Below are 15,212 nucleotides of genomic sequence, written 5' to 3'. Positions count from 1 at the left end.
ATAAGTTTTATGTTAAAATTAGTTTGTGTTTTTAAAAAAACATAAAATTAGAGTGGAGGAATAAATTGTGATGAACATAAAAAAATTGATAAGCATAGTTGCTATATCAATATTTTCATTTTCTACTGTTGGATGTAATATGATAGCAAAAACGCCAGAGGCCATAAATAAAAGTGTTGTTGCAAAAGTAAATGATGAAAAGATTACCAGGGGTGATTTAGATAAAAGTGCTGCTATGCTTCAAGTTATAGAGCAGGTAAAGCAACAATATGGAGAAAATTATGCTAAGAATGAAGAAGCTCAAAGTGCACTTAAAACTCAAAGGGATCAAGTGCTTGATACAATGATAACTGAAAAAGTTATGGAACAAAAAGCAAAAGAGTTAAATATTATGCCTAGTGATTCTAAGATAAAGTCAGAGGTAAAAACTCAAATAGATACCTTGAAAAAGCAGCAGTTTTCTGGAGATCAGACTAAATTTGATGAGGCACTTAAACAACAGAATCTTACTCAGGAAACATTAAATAATTTATTCTATCAACAGGTAAAGGCTCAGGATGTATACAACAACTTGAGCAATAATGTAACTAAAAATTTAAAAATAACAGATAAGCAAGTAGAGGATTATTACAATAAAAATAAATATAAATATGCGGAAAGCACTGATAAAACACATCTTGAACATATTTTAGTTAAAACAGAAGATGAGGCTAAAAAAGTGAAGACCAGACTTGATAAGGGTGAAGACTTTGCAAAGGTTGCAAAAGATGTATCACAGGATACAGCAACTAAAAGTAAAGGTGGAGACTTGGGATATGTGAATTATGTTGATTCAGGAATGGATGCTGATTTTATGGCAGCTGCTATAAAGTTAAAAGAAGGTCAGGTATCAGATCCTGTTAAAACTCAATTTGGATATCATATAATAAAATGTGTAGATAAAAAAGAATACCCTGTTAAAAAACTTAGTGCTGTAAAAGATCAGATAAGAAAAGAACTAGAAGATGAGCAGAAACAAACTACAATCAAGCAAAAATTAACTGAATGGCAAAAAGCAGCAAAGATAACTAAATATGAAAAGAATTTGGCATAGCAAGATAATTTAGAAGAATCCACAATGTTTTGTGCATTGTGGATTCTTTTATTAATTTAAATAGCAATTGTGTATAAAATTTCATATTTAGAAAAATAATATTAACATTAAGAATTTATTATAATATAGATATTTGTTTAGAGGAGGTTTGAATTAATGAAAGCAACAGGAATTGTTAGACGTATAGACGATCTAGGAAGAGTAGTAATACCAAAAGAAATAAGGAGGACTCTAAGAATAAGGGAAGGTGACCCACTTGAAATTTTTACCGATAGAGAAGGAGGAGTTATTTTAAAGAAGTATTCTCCAATTGGTGAATTAAGTGATTTTTCAAAAGGATATACGGATTCACTACAGCAAACTATAGGTAATATGGTTATGATATGTGATAAGGATAGTATAATATCACTAAGTGGAGCACCTAAAAAGGAATACATGGAAAAGAAGATAAGCAGTGATATTGAAAAAGTTATAGAGGATAGAAAAAGTGTAAATTTAGATAGGTCAAAAACAATACCTTTGTATGATGATGAGGAAGCACAGGATAAATATACAGCTCAAGTAATATCACCTATAATTGCAGAAGGTGATGCTATTGGAGCTGTAATAATAGCTAGCACAGAAGAGAATGTAAAATTTAGTGATGTAGAAATTAAATTATCCGAAACTGCAGCATCATTTTTAGGAAAACAGATGGAATAGTTACAAGTCCTGTACTTTACTGTACAGGACTTGTAACTATTACTAAAGTTTTACCATAAAGATTGAAAATATTCAAATATAACAGTAATAATACCTCCAGAATTAAAATATTTATTAAAATAGATAAGTTTAGGTACTTTTTGTATTAAAACTTTTAATATAAATATCTAGTTTGAGTTAGAATAATTGGAGGTAATTTTATGAAAAAACAGTCACTTATAGAGGGCACTTTTATTCTGGGGGCAGCAGGAATTATAGCCAAGCTACTTGGTTTATTATTTAGATGGCCACTGCAAATGCTGATAGGGGATGAAGGTGTAGGGTATTATCAAATGTCATTCCCATTATATATGTTCTTTATTGCGGCTGCATCTGGAATACCAGTTTCAGTGTCTAAAATGGTATCCGAAAGGAAAGCTATAGGTGATGATGAAGGTGCAGTTATAGTGCTTAGAAAAGCTCTTATCTTGATGTTTATATTAGGAGCTGGATTTACTGGACTGTTACTTGCTTTTTCTAAACCAATAATAAGTTTTTTAAAATGGGATAGTAAGTCTTACTATTCATTAATATCAATAGCTATTGCACCTGTATTTATATCTGTAATGAGTGCCTTTAGAGGATTTTTTCAGGGACTTCAGAATATGACATGTACGGCAGTATCACAGATAATCGAACAAATAGGGAGAGTAATTGTCGGAGTTGGCCTTGCTTATTTGCTGCTGCCAAAGGGAATTGAATATTCAGCTGGAGGAGCAGCATTAGGAGCAGCTGCTGGAGGTATATTTGGGGGAGCATATCTCATAATAAAGTATTTTAAGGTAAAGAGAGAATTTCATGTTGGCAAAATAAAGGATGATATTGAAATTCTAAGTAAACTCCTATATATAGCTGTTCCAGTGTCATTAGGGGCAGCAGTTAGCAGCATAATGAGTGTTATAGATTCGGTGCTTGTACCACAAAAGCTTTTGGAGGCGGGATTTACATATAAGCAGGCTGCGATACTATATGGTCAACTTACAGGAAAGGCATTTATAATGATAAATGTACCATTAACTTTATCAGCTGCACTATGCTCATCATTAATTCCTATAATTGCAGAGGCATACATACTAAATAGAAGAAATGAAGTTATAAATAAGGTTGATATATCAATTAAAATCTCAATGGTTATAGCAATACCATCATTTTTAGGTTTATATAATTTGGCATATCCAATTCTAAATTTAATATTTCCCGGACAATCAGATGGATATAGCATATTACAATATTCAGCTATTTCAATTCCATTTATAATTTTGGCACAGACTTCTACAGCGGTTCTCCAGGGAATAGGGAGATATACTGAACCTGTTTTGAACTTAGCGGTTGGATGTGTAGTGAAAAGCCTTATTACAATGTTTATGGTTGCAATACCAAGAATAAATATATATGGCGCTGTTATTGGAAGCTTAGGAGGATATGTAATAGCATCTATGCTTAACATGAGACTTCTAAAAAAGAAATTGAATATATCGATAAAATGGATGGATGATTTTATAAAACCACTGTTTGCGTCAATTTTAATGACAATAGCTGTTGTAATTATTTATATGAATGTCTATAATTATACCATGAGCAGTAGAGTGGCATGTCTTTTAGCGATACTATTGGGTATGATTATATATCTTATATTAGTAGTGGCCTTTGGAATATTTAAGTATGATTATATAAAAAATAGAATTGTAAGACATAGTAGATAAAAGGAGAGAATATCGATGATAAAGGTGGTCGGACTAGGTCCAGGTTCCAAGGAATCAATAACATTAGGAGTATTAGAGGTTTTGAAGAACTCATCAAAAATATATTTGAGAACTAGCAAACATCCTACGATAAAATATTTAAAAGAATATGGTATAGAATTTGAGACTTATGACGATATTTATGAAAGAGAAGAAAAGTTTGAAGGAGTTTATAAATCTATAGCTGAGGATTTGGTAAAAAGGGAATCCGATTTTACAAATATAGTCTATGCGGTACCGGGACATCCTTTAATAGCTGAAAAGTCAGTAAATATGCTAATCGAACTATGTAATGAGAGATCTATAGATATAGATATACTTCCAGCAGTTAGTTTTATAGATGCATTAGTTGAAAGATTAAAAATAGATCCCATAGATGGACTTAAGATTATAGATGCATTTGATATAAAAAATCAGATACTTGATAAAAGGGTTGCAACTGTAGTAACACAGGTATATGATAAGCTCATAGCATCAGAAGTTAAATTATATCTAATGAAGTATTATGATGATGATACAGAAATATACTTTGTAAGGGCAGCAGGAGTTAAAGGTGAGGAAGTTATAAGAAAAATTCCTTTATATGAATTGGATAGACAGGATGATATAGATTACCTAACCTCTATATATATACCACGTGAGTTAGATAGGGTTAAGGACTTTTATGACTTACTTGATATAACTGAAATTTTAAGATCTGAGAAGGGGTGTCCTTGGGATAGAGAACAGACACATGAGAGCTTAAAAAGGTATTTGATAGAAGAGAGTTATGAAGTTTTAGAAGCAATTGATGATAAGAATATTGAAGAATTAGTCGAGGAATTAGGTGATGTTCTATTTCAGGTAGTTTTTCATGCTCAAATTGGAAGTGAAGATGGATTATTCGATATTGGTGATGTATTAAAAAATTTGTGTACTAAGATGATAAATAGACATCCACATGTTTTTGGAAATACTCATGCTGATACGTCAGATGAGGTTATTGAAAATTGGGACGAAATAAAGAGAAAAGAACAGGAACTTAAAAGTTATACTGATGAATTAAAGCATGTACCTAAAAATCTTCCAGCTTTAATGAGAGCTGAAAAAGTTCAGAGAAAGGCATCTAAGGTTGGATTTGACTGGGATAAGGTTGATGATGTGTTTGATAAAGTTATGGAAGAATATTATGAAGTAAAAGATGCATATAAAGGTAAAGAAAGGGCAAAAATACTAGAGGAAATAGGTGATTTAATATTTGCTTCAGTAAATGTTTCTAGATTCCTTGACATAGACCCTGAATTTGCATTAAATTATACTATAGAGAAATTTATCAATCGTTTTGCATACATAGAAGCGAATTCCAGATCTAGAAATATTGACATGAAAGATATGACATTAGATGAAATGGATCAACTTTGGGAGAAGTCTAAGAATAAATGATAATAATTTAGCTTTTTATGCAAAAATATTATGAAAAAGAAGGATTTTTTAAATCAGTGCAGAATATGCTAGTATGTTAAACATAGTATGTTCAATATTAAGGAGGTAGAAAAGGTGAATAAATCAGAATTAATTGCAAGTATGGCAGAAAAGTCAAAGATAACAAAGAAGGATGCAGAAGCAGCTTTGAAAGCTTTAATAGAGAGTGTTGAAGAAACACTTGAAAAAGGTGAAAAAGTCCAATTAGTTGGATTTGGAACATTTGAAACAAGAAAAAGAGCAGCAAGAGTAGGCAGAAACCCTAGAACTAAAGAGGAAATACAGATACCTGAATCTACAGTACCTGTATTTAAAGCTGGCAAAGAGTTTAAAGATAAAGTAAATAAATAATATTTAAGATATTATTGCTGAAAACCTAGGTGTAAATCTGGGTTTTTTGTTTTAAAATATGGAGGTAAATCAATGCGACTTGATAAGTATCTTAAAGTATCTAGAATAATAAAGAGAAGGACTATAGCAAAGGAAGTATGTGAGGGTGGAAGAGTCAGTATTAATGGCAAAGTTGCTAAACCAAGCACAGAAATATGTGAGGGAGATATAATAGAAATTCAATATGCCAATAAGTCATTAAAGGCAAGGGTGTTAAAAGTAGCAGAACATGTTACAAAAGAAAATGTTTCAAGTATGTATGAAGTTATAAATCACTAACTATTTTTGTAAAGCCAGGTGATATTTTCTCCAGTAAAGGCATATATTGATTATAGGTGGAGGGGATATTATGGAAAAGAAGGAAGCTAAGATAGTAGAAGATAAAAAGAGTACAATGAATATTGAAAATAGAAAAAGATTAACATTAAGTGGAGTTTTAGAAGTTGTAAGCTTTAATGATGAACAAATAATCTTAAATACCAATTTAGGTACTTTGAGTATTAAAGGTAATAATCTTAAAATGAACAAGTTGGATGTCCAAAATGGAGATGTTATAATAATGGGCATGATAAATTCCTGTGTATACATGAGTAAAGAAGCTAAAAAAAATAAGGAAAGTATAATATCGAAATTATTTAAATAGGAGAAATAGATGATAATTTCTATAGCAAAACAATTACAATGTTTTATTTTTAGTATTACTGCAGGAATTATAACTGGAGTTTTATTTGACATATATAAAGTAATTAGGGGTTATGGTAAGATAAATAAATTTGTATCTTTTTTTGAAGACTTACTATTTTGGATACTGGCAGCTATAATAGTTTTTATATTTTTAATTATTACTGATTACATATATATAGGATTTTATGTGTATATGCTTATAGTTATTGGTATATATATATATATTAAATTGTTCAGTAAATGGTTTGTAAGAATATGGACAAATATATTAAAAGCTATTACCAAGGGGTTTAGAATTTTTAAGAATGTCATTGTATATCCTTTTGCACTATTAGCCTATAATATTAAGATAAAAATTAAGAAAAATTATAAAAAATAACTTGAACAAAACGTAAAAGCCAATTAGAATATAAGTATAATGTTTCAGTTGACTTTCTGGAGATAATGGTGAATGATATGAAAAAATTTTTTAAACCTAAAAAAATTTTGTATGTCTTGCTGATTGGCTATATATGTTATATATTTGCGAATCAACAAATTACTATGAACAGAATAAAAAAGCAAGTTGCAGATAAACAATTGCAAGAACAGAAAATAAAAGAAAAAAATGAAAAATTACAGGATGAAGTTAAAATGTCTAAGACAGATAATTATGTTGAAAAACTAGCCAGAGAGAGGTTAGGTCTTATTAAAGAAGGTGAGACTCCTGTAATAAACACAAAGAACTGATATAATGTTAGTCTATAAATTAATTTTTATATAATATTATTTTAAGGAGGAATCTTTTTAATATGACCTTAAAGGCAGGATGCATACTAGAAGGTACAGTGGTTAACATCACGAATTTTGGAGCTTTTGTTGAAATTGAAGGGAAAACGGGTTTGGTTCATATATCCGAGGTTTCCGATGCTTATGTTAAAAACATAAGAGACTATTTAAAAGAAAAAGATAAAGTAAAGGTTAAAGTTATTTCAATTGATGAAAAGGGAAAAATAAGTTTGTCAATAAAGCAGGCTTTACCAGAAAAAAAGAGTTTAAGACCGGTTGAAATTGATTGGCAGAAAGAGAACAGTAAGGGCTATCAGGGAGATTTTGAGGATAGAATATCCAAATTTCTAAAAGATAGTGAAGAGAGATTTCAGGATCTAAAAAAGCATCAGGACTCAAGAGCAAGAGGTTATAAAAAAACTTCTAATTATTAAATTAGCTAATTCAGAGGGTTAAATTTTGACCCTCTATATTATTTAATAAAAATAATTTAATATAAAATAGTTGACAATACTATTCTCATCACTTATAATAATATATGTTGTCGGTTAATGACTGCGTTAAGTTGCTGGAGTGGCGGAACTGGCAGACGCACAGGACTTAAAATCCTGCGGGCTTTAAAACCCGTACCGGTTCGATTCCGGTCTTCAGCACCAAATTAAAATATCGCGGGATGGAGCAGTTGGTAGCTCGTCGGGCTCATAACCCGAAGGTCGTAGGTTCAAGTCCTGCTCCCGCAACCAAAAAGAATATATGGCGGAATAGCTCAGCTGGCTAGAGCATTCGGTTCATACCCGAAATGTCGTAGGTTCAAGTCCTATTTCCGCTACCAATATTGTGCTGGAGTGGCGGAACTGGCAGACGCACAGGACTTAAAATCCTGCGGGCTTTAAAACCCGTACCGGTTCGATTCCGGTCTTCAGCACCAAATTAAAATATCGCGGGATGGAGCAGTTGGTAGCTCGTCGGGCTCATAACCCGAAGGTCGTAGGTTCAAGTCCTGCTCCCGCAACCAAAAAGAATATATGGCGGAATAGCTCAGCTGGCTAGAGCGTTCGGTTCATACCCGGAGTGTCGTAGGTTCAAGTCCTATTTCCGCTACCAGATAAAGTCTATAACATTTGTTATAGACCTTTTTAGTATATATTTATATATATAAATAATATTTACTTATTAAATTAGTCTTAAAAGTAACAAATTTCTACTCCTATATACCTAAAGCATATAATTACACAAATCATAGAATTATCTGTCCTAAAAAAAAATATGCGATTTCATGTTATGACATTTATTTCCAGTAAGCTTTGTTATAATATAGATAATAATTTGATAGGTAGGTGTTAAGTTGTGCAATATGGAGTAGAGATTTTTCCATACCAAAGAATAAAAAAAATAAAGGATAAACAAAAACAAAGGTTAATAAGATTCCCTATTATGAAAGTTACACTAGTACTTTTATCGGCACTTTTGGCAAGTAGGGTGGTTATGGTAAACCTCATGGCACCATTTGGGCTGGCATTTTTAATAGCAATTATAGTTTACGAAGATAAAAAAATGTCTTTGGCAGCAGGAATTGGTACATTAATTGGATATTTAACAGTAATACATAGTATGAATGATTTACCAATGTATATATTAGCCTCACTAATGCTTATAATATCTAAGTATATATTAGATAATATGAAACAAAAGAGTAAATTATTAATATTATTTTCAGGAATATTTGTAGAATTTATAGCTTACAAACTGCTTATTGGAAAGATAGTATTTGGTATGTCAGTTTTGACCTCATTCTTTGAGATATGCTGTATATTCCCAATATATTTTATTATAAATTATTCAATGGAATGTTTTAAATTACTTAGGACAAGACATCTTTATACAAGTGAAGAGATAATAAGTATGTCTATAGTAATGTCATTAATAGTTGCTGGTACCTGGGGTGTTGATATAAAGGGTATAACTATAAGAAATGTTGTAGCATTAACTTTTGTACTTATATTAGGATATGTAAAGGGAAGTTCAGCTGGATCAGCAGTAGGGGTTGCGATGGGAACAATAATTGGCATGACATCAAGTAATATGATAATTTATGTTGGAGTATATGGATTATGTGGTCTTGTTTCAGGAGTATTTAGAGAAACTGGAAAATGGATGAGTGGAATATCATATTTGGTAGCTTTCTCTGTATTAAAAATGTATTCTAATATAGCGGTTCAATTTAATATAATTGAGGTTATTATAAGTTGCTGCATATTTTTAGCTATACCAGTAAGTATTTTAAATAAAATAGAAGTGGAGCTTGAATGGGAAAAGAAGCAGGAATATTTTAAGGAAAGTTATGCAGAGAGAATTAAGGGAATTTTAATGGTAAAGCTAGAAAGTTTTTCTGATATACTTCATAATATATCGGAAGCATTGGAAAAATTGGTAAATAACGATAAACTCATTATGAAAAATAAAAGTAGTGCAATGATTGAAAATCTTGCAGGAAGAGTGTGCAGTGACTGCAGTATGAAATCAATGTGTTGGAATAGAGAAAATTTTTATACTTATAATGCTTTTGGAGAGTTAATACAAAATTTTCAGGATAATAATAAAGATATACCTTATGAATTAGAAAGAAAATGTACAAAACGATCTGTGCTTCTAAAAGAAACTGAGAATATAGTAAATAATTATATAATAAGTGAGATGTGGAGAAACAGATTGAGTGAATGTAGAGAATTACTCGGTGGACAAATAGATAATATGGCAAGCTCCGTATCTGAAATAGTTAAAGAATTTGATATGAATATAAGATTTAATCCAGATATTGAAAATAGATTGAGAAGGATACTTACTAAGAACAAGATAAAATACGTGGATATGTTTTGCTATAATGACAAAAATGAAAGGATTATAATAAAGATATCCATGGAGGCCTGTGGAGGTAAACAGTTATGTGCAAAAAAAATATTGCCTCTGGTAAATCAGGCAGCTGATAAAATTATGTGTATAAATGATGATGGATGTAAAATAAATAATTCTTTAAAGACGTGTGATATTACTTTTGAGGAGATGCCTAAATATTATGTATCGACTTATGCAGGTAAAATGTGCAAAGATGGAGAAGAATTTAGTGGAGATAGTTATACGTTTGGGAAATCATCAGATGGTGCATATATAAGTATGATAAGTGATGGCATGGGATCAGGACCGGAAGCTGGACAAGAAAGCAGTGCTGTTGTGAATATTGTTCAAAAATTCTTAAAACAAGGATTTGATAAAATAACTGCTATAAATACTGTTAATTCTATAATGAGTATTAAATTTTCTGAAGATGAAAAATTTTCGACTATAGATTTAAGCAGTATAGACCTTTATAGTGGGAAGATAGATTTTGTAAAAATAGGAGCAGCAGCAAGTTTTATAAAGAGAGGGGAAGATGTTAGCGTTATTGATTCAAAGAGTCTGCCAATAGGTGTATTAGATAAGCCTGATATTGATAGTGCTCAAAAGAAGGTTAAAAATGGAGATTTAATTATAATGGTAAGTGATGGTATTTTGGATCATGAAAATAAATCAGTTGGAAGTGTAGATTGGTTCATAGAATTTTTAAAGGGAAATAACTGTAATGATCCGAAACAACTGGGTCACGAAATTATAGACAAGTCCAAGGAAATAAGTAATGGGAAAATAAGGGATGATATGACAGTCATTGTGGGAAAAGTGTACAGCTTATATTAATATAATTTTTGAAGGATTTATAAGTTATGCAAAGTAATATGCCGTATTACGACATATTAAAATGTATAACTTATTTTGTTATGTTATAATATACTACATACTATAAAATAATCAGGAGTGTTAAAATTGATAGATGAAATCTTTAATAATATAGTAAAATACTCAATGTTTAATAGAGGAGACAAGGTAATAGTGGCTGTCTCAGGTGGACCTGATTCCATATGTCTTTTACATAGTTTGTATAGATTGAGGGAAAAGTTACAAATAACTATTTATGCAGCACACTTAAATCATTGTCTTCGAGGGGAAGCTGCCGATATGGATGAGAATTTTGTAAAGGAATTTTGTAATAGATTGGATATAAAATTCAGATCCAAAAAGGTAGATGTAAATAAATTATCTAGGGATAAGAATATATCATGTGAAAGTGCAGGCAGGGAAGCCAGGTATGATTTCTTTTATGAACTCAAGAAGGAATTTAGTGCCCAAAAAATAGCAATTGCGCATAATGCAAATGATCAGGCTGAAACTATACTTATGAGAATAATGAGAGGAACAGGACTTGACGGATTAGCTGGAATAAGACCTGTGCGAGATAATATATTTGTTAGACCTCTTATAAATATAGCTAGAAATCAAATTGAGGAGTATTGTAGTTTGAATAATTTAGATCCTAGAATAGATAAGACTAATCTAGAAACCATTTATTCCAGAAATAAAATAAGATTGGAGTTAATACCATATATACGAAAAAACTTTAATGATGATATCGTAAAAACTTTAAACAGACTATCTGATACTATAAAAGTGGATAATGATTATTTAGAGATGATTTCTAAAGAAAAGTTTAAAAAATATTGTGATATAAATAAAGAAAAGGTTATAATATCTAAAGAAGCCTTTACTGAACACAATGCAATTGTAACTAGAATTGTGCGGCTTTCAATCTATGCTCTGTGTGGAAATTTGTATAATATTGATAAATTACATATATATAATATTATAGATATTCAAAAAACTTCAACAGGAAAAATTCTAAATTTGCCAGGGCATATAAATGTCATAAATAGTTATGGTAATATTTATATATATAAGGTAAAAGAACATATATATGAAAACCAAAATAGAGAATACAAACTTGAGATGGGGATGAATAATTTAACCTGTGAGAACTTAAAAATATACTTAACTGTGTTAGAAAGTGATTCAGTGCAAAATTTAGAGAGTAATAAATTAACTAAATACTTTGACTATGATAAAATAAAAGATGGAATAATATTAAGATACAAGAGAGATGGAGATAGATTTATTCCACTTGGGATGAATGGCAGTAAGAAGTTAAAGAAATTCTTTATTGATGAGAAGATATCACGAAATGAAAGAAACGAGATACCTTTAATATGTTTTAATGGTGAAATTTCATGGATCATTGGTTATAGGATTAGTGAAGTTTTTAAAGTAACGAAAGATACAAAAAATGTTTTACAAATAAAAGTCGAAGGGGAGAGAATAAAGGAATGTACCAAATGAAGGATGACATAAAAGAAGTATTATTTACAGAGAAACAATTGAGGGATAAAGAGAAAGAAATAGGTGAAAAGATTAGCAAAGATTATAGAGGAAAGGATTTGATGCTTGTTGGAATACTTAAAGGATCTGTTCCGTTTATGGCAGATCTGCTAAAAGAAATTAATATTCCATGCACCATGGATTTTATGGCAGTTTCAAGTTATGGCAAGTCTACTAAGACATCGGGAGTAGTTAGAATTTTAAAGGATTTAGATTTCGAAATAGAAGGAAAAGATGTTTTAATTGTAGAAGATATTATAGATTCAGGAGTTACATTAGCTTATTTGCTTGATTGTTTAAAGGGAAGAAAACCATCAAGTATACAAATAGCTTGCCTTTTAGATAAACCTGACAGAAGGAAGAAGGTACTGAATGTAAAATATAGAGGATTTGTAGTGCCAGACTATTTTCTAGTAGGATATGGACTGGACTATTCAGAAAAATATAGAAATTTACCATACATAGGAGTGCTAAAAGAGGATGTTTATAAATAATTATTTTTAATTTATTGTAAACGAATATTCCTTATGATACAATTTTACAGAATAAAACTAGAAAGAGAGGGGGGCCTGTGATGAAAAAATTTTCAAGTGCAACGGCCTGGGTCATAGTATTTGTGTTAGTGATTCTTGCAGCTATGATGCTTGTGAGAACTAATGAAACGTCAACGACCATAAATTTTGATCAATTTCAGAAAGATTGGTTAGGTAATAATATAAGAAGTTTTCAGGTAAAAGAGGATAAAATGACTGTAGTAGGTACATTAAAAGATGGTACACAATATGAGACAATAGTTCCATCAGAGAGACTATTCCAATTTATAGGTGAAAATCCTAAGAATGGAACCGTGAAAGAAATTTATGCAAAACCTGCAACAATACCTATGTGGGTGCAATACTTACCAACTATACTTTTAATACTTATACTTGTAGCTTTTTGGTTTATGTTTATGCAGCAGTCGCAAGGCGGCGGAGGAAACAGAGGCGTAATGAATTTTGGAAAGAGCCGGGCCAAGATGGCAACACCAGAAAACAAGAAGAAAGTTACATTTGCAGATGTTGCTGGAGCTGATGAAGAAAAAGCAGAACTTGCAGAAATAGTAGATTTCCTGAAACAACCAAAGAAATATATTGAAATGGGTGCCAGGATACCTAAAGGTGTTCTTCTTGTTGGGCCACCGGGAACAGGTAAAACTCTATTAGCAAAAGCTATAGCAGGTGAGGCTGGAGTACCATTTTTTAGTATATCGGGTTCAGACTTTGTTGAAATGTTTGTAGGTGTTGGTGCATCTAGAGTAAGAGATCTTTTTGATCAAGCAAAGAAAAACTCGCCATGTATAGTTTTCATAGATGAAATAGATGCCGTTGGAAGGCAAAGAGGTGCTGGACTTGGTGGAGGACATGATGAAAGAGAACAAACATTAAATCAACTTCTAGTAGAAATGGATGGATTTGGTGCAAATGAAGGTATAATAATGATAGCGGCAACCAATAGACCAGATATATTGGATCCAGCATTATTAAGGCCTGGAAGATTTGATAGGCAGATATTAGTTGGGGCACCGGATGTAAAAGGAAGAGAAGAGATTTTAAAAGTGCACTCAAGGAATAAACCACTTTCCGATGAAGTGAAATTAGATGTGCTTGCCAAGAGAACACCCGGGTTTACAGGAGCTGATCTTGAAAACTTGATGAATGAGTCAGCATTACTTGCTGTTAGAAAAGATAGAGATAAGATAAGTATGGATGAGCTTGAAGAGGCTGTTACTAGAGTTATAGCTGGACCAGAAAAGAAAAGTAGGGTTATAGATGAAGAAGATAGGAGACTTACAGCATATCATGAGGCAGGGCATGCAGTAGTAATGCAGCTTTTGCCTACTGCGGATCCTGTACATCAGGTAAGCATAATTCCAAGAGGAATGGCTGGAGGTTATACAATGCATCTTCCTGAGAAAGATAGTTCTTATATGTCAAAAACTAAACTAGAGGATGAAATAGTAGGTTTACTTGGAGGAAGAGTTTCTGAAAAACTGATTATAGGAGACATAAGTACTGGAGCTAAAAATGATATTGAAAGAGCAACTACTATAGCCAAGAAAATGGTAATGGATTATGGAATGAGTGATCTTGGCCCTATAGCATTTGGTTCTGGACATGAAGAAGTATTCTTAGGCAGAGACTTAGGAAAGGGAAGAAACTTTAGTGAAGAAGTTGCATTTGAGATAGATAGAGAAATAAAGAAACTCATAGATGATGGATATAAAGAAGCAGAAAAACTTCTTACTGAAAATAAACCTAAACTTCATGCTGTTGCAAAAGCTCTTCTTGAAAAGGAAAAGCTTGAAGCTGATGAATTTCAAGAAATATTTTCAAATGCTGATTTGCAAAATGCATAGATTGATAAAAATCAATACAAATATTTTGAGCAGTCCGGAATCTTCCGGGTTGCTTTTTTATAAATAAAACTTAGAATTGAGAATTGCTTATGTTATAATTATTATATATTTTATAACTTTTAAAATTTTAGTAAAGTGAGATGATATAATGGAGTTCAATTTAAAAGAGGGAATGACATCAGCTAAAGAAATGCAGGTTACAGAAAATGATCTTGCTAGTAAAATGGGATCTGGAGTTTTGGATGTATTTGCCACACCAGCAATGATAACGTTAATGGAGGAAACTTCGAGAAGTTGTGTTGATCTTCATCTTCCATGTGGATATACGACGGTCGGAATAGAGCTTAATGTAAAGCACTTAAAATCAACTCCACTTGGCATGAAGGTAAGATGTGAAGCTGTTTTAACAAAGATAGACAGAAAGGCATTAACCTTTAAGGTTGAAGTTTGGGATGAAAGTGAAAAAGTTGGAGAAGGAATGCATTCAAGATACATAGTAAATAGTGATAAATTTATGGAAAAAACCAGTAACAAAAAGAATCTATAAGCAAGCTTGACAAATAGAATTCAGCTGATAGAATTAAGTTAATAAACTATGGTAAAGAATTAACAACTTTGGGGCAGCTTTAAGAGCTGCTCT

15 protein-coding genes and 6 tRNA genes are annotated in these 15,212 nt (G+C 31.4%); all 21 read left to right on the top strand.

Annotated features, from left to right (window positions below; all coding sequences use genetic code 11):
• The first annotated feature begins 67 nt into the window (after positions 1 to 67).
• The 21 genes from D4Z93_RS12515 to D4Z93_RS12415 all read left to right on the top strand — a co-directional run bounded on the left by D4Z93_RS12515 (position 68) and on the right by D4Z93_RS12415 (position 15,119).
• The gene (locus D4Z93_RS12515) at positions 68 to 1,093 is read left to right on the top strand and encodes a peptidylprolyl isomerase (RefSeq protein ID WP_119973985.1); all 1,026 of its coding nucleotides are present in this window, start codon (positions 68 to 70) and stop codon (positions 1,091 to 1,093) included.
• A 156-nt stretch (positions 1,094 to 1,249) separates the two neighbouring features.
• A complete protein-coding gene (spoVT, locus tag D4Z93_RS12510; protein ID WP_119973983.1) occupies positions 1,250 to 1,795 on the top strand; it encodes a stage V sporulation protein T in 546 nt (181 codons plus the stop codon).
• Between the two features lie 200 nt (positions 1,796 to 1,995).
• Entirely contained in the window at positions 1,996 to 3,537 is a 1,542-nt protein-coding gene (locus tag D4Z93_RS12505) for a putative polysaccharide biosynthesis protein (protein WP_119973982.1), read from the top strand.
• A gap of 15 nt (positions 3,538 to 3,552) precedes the next feature.
• Positions 3,553 to 4,998 carry a bifunctional methyltransferase/pyrophosphohydrolase YabN gene (gene yabN, locus D4Z93_RS12500; RefSeq protein WP_119973980.1) on the top strand — a complete coding sequence of 482 codons (1,446 nt, stop codon included), beginning with the start codon at positions 3,553 to 3,555 and terminating at the stop codon, positions 4,996 to 4,998.
• A gap of 87 nt (positions 4,999 to 5,085) precedes the next feature.
• Complete coding sequence (locus tag D4Z93_RS12495) at positions 5,086 to 5,388, top strand: HU family DNA-binding protein (protein ID WP_162920309.1); 303 nt, start codon at positions 5,086 to 5,088, stop codon at positions 5,386 to 5,388.
• A gap of 72 nt (positions 5,389 to 5,460) precedes the next feature.
• The gene (locus tag D4Z93_RS12490; RefSeq protein ID WP_119973977.1) at positions 5,461 to 5,706 is read left to right on the top strand and encodes an RNA-binding S4 domain-containing protein; all 246 of its coding nucleotides are present in this window, start codon (positions 5,461 to 5,463) and stop codon (positions 5,704 to 5,706) included.
• 70 nt (positions 5,707 to 5,776) lie between these two features.
• Entirely contained in the window at positions 5,777 to 6,070 is a 294-nt protein-coding gene (gene yabP, locus D4Z93_RS12485; RefSeq protein ID WP_119973975.1) for a sporulation protein YabP, read from the top strand.
• Between the two features lie 9 nt (positions 6,071 to 6,079).
• Positions 6,080 to 6,490 (top strand): spore cortex biosynthesis protein YabQ, encoded by a 411-nt coding sequence (gene yabQ, locus D4Z93_RS12480; RefSeq protein WP_119973973.1) that lies wholly within the window; start codon positions 6,080 to 6,082, stop codon positions 6,488 to 6,490.
• A 77-nt stretch (positions 6,491 to 6,567) separates the two neighbouring features.
• The gene (locus D4Z93_RS12475) at positions 6,568 to 6,840 is read left to right on the top strand and encodes an FtsB family cell division protein (RefSeq protein ID WP_119974354.1); all 273 of its coding nucleotides are present in this window, start codon (positions 6,568 to 6,570) and stop codon (positions 6,838 to 6,840) included.
• A 62-nt stretch (positions 6,841 to 6,902) separates the two neighbouring features.
• Positions 6,903 to 7,313: a S1 domain-containing RNA-binding protein gene (locus tag D4Z93_RS12470; RefSeq protein WP_119973971.1), complete on the top strand. Its 411-nt coding sequence runs from the start codon at positions 6,903 to 6,905 to the stop codon at positions 7,311 to 7,313.
• A gap of 133 nt (positions 7,314 to 7,446) precedes the next feature.
• Positions 7,447 to 7,535: transfer RNA gene (locus D4Z93_RS12465), tRNA-Leu, on the top strand.
• Positions 7,536 to 7,546: 11 nt separating this feature from the next.
• Positions 7,547 to 7,622, top strand: a tRNA-Met gene (locus tag D4Z93_RS12460).
• Positions 7,623 to 7,634: 12 nt separating this feature from the next.
• A tRNA-Met gene (locus D4Z93_RS12455) sits at positions 7,635 to 7,711 on the top strand.
• Positions 7,712 to 7,718: 7 nt separating this feature from the next.
• Positions 7,719 to 7,807, top strand: a tRNA-Leu gene (locus D4Z93_RS12450).
• Between the two features lie 11 nt (positions 7,808 to 7,818).
• Positions 7,819 to 7,894 (top strand) — tRNA-Met (locus tag D4Z93_RS12445).
• Positions 7,895 to 7,906: 12 nt separating this feature from the next.
• Positions 7,907 to 7,983, top strand: a tRNA-Met gene (locus D4Z93_RS12440).
• Positions 7,984 to 8,226: 243 nt separating this feature from the next.
• A complete protein-coding gene (gene spoIIE / locus D4Z93_RS12435; RefSeq protein ID WP_119973969.1) occupies positions 8,227 to 10,608 on the top strand; it encodes a stage II sporulation protein E in 2,382 nt (793 codons plus the stop codon).
• Between the two features lie 126 nt (positions 10,609 to 10,734).
• Complete coding sequence (tilS, locus tag D4Z93_RS12430; protein WP_119973968.1) at positions 10,735 to 12,138, top strand: tRNA lysidine(34) synthetase TilS; 1,404 nt, start codon at positions 10,735 to 10,737, stop codon at positions 12,136 to 12,138.
• The gene (hpt, locus tag D4Z93_RS12425; RefSeq protein WP_119973966.1) at positions 12,126 to 12,671 is read left to right on the top strand and encodes a hypoxanthine phosphoribosyltransferase; all 546 of its coding nucleotides are present in this window, start codon (positions 12,126 to 12,128) and stop codon (positions 12,669 to 12,671) included. Before tilS ends, hpt begins: the two co-directional genes overlap by 13 nt.
• An 80-nt stretch (positions 12,672 to 12,751) precedes the next feature.
• The gene (gene ftsH / locus D4Z93_RS12420; protein WP_119973964.1) at positions 12,752 to 14,572 is read left to right on the top strand and encodes an ATP-dependent zinc metalloprotease FtsH; all 1,821 of its coding nucleotides are present in this window, start codon (positions 12,752 to 12,754) and stop codon (positions 14,570 to 14,572) included.
• Positions 14,573 to 14,720: 148 nt separating this feature from the next.
• Complete coding sequence (locus tag D4Z93_RS12415) at positions 14,721 to 15,119, top strand: thioesterase family protein (protein WP_119973962.1); 399 nt, start codon at positions 14,721 to 14,723, stop codon at positions 15,117 to 15,119.
• Positions 15,120 to 15,212 lie beyond the last annotated feature (93 nt).

Origin of the sequence: Clostridium fermenticellae (assembly GCF_003600355.1) — a bacterium.
In the GTDB taxonomy this organism is placed as follows: domain Bacteria; phylum Bacillota; class Clostridia; order Clostridiales; family Clostridiaceae; genus Clostridium_AV; species Clostridium_AV fermenticellae.
This window is presented reverse-complemented; position numbering and strand designations above follow the sequence as displayed.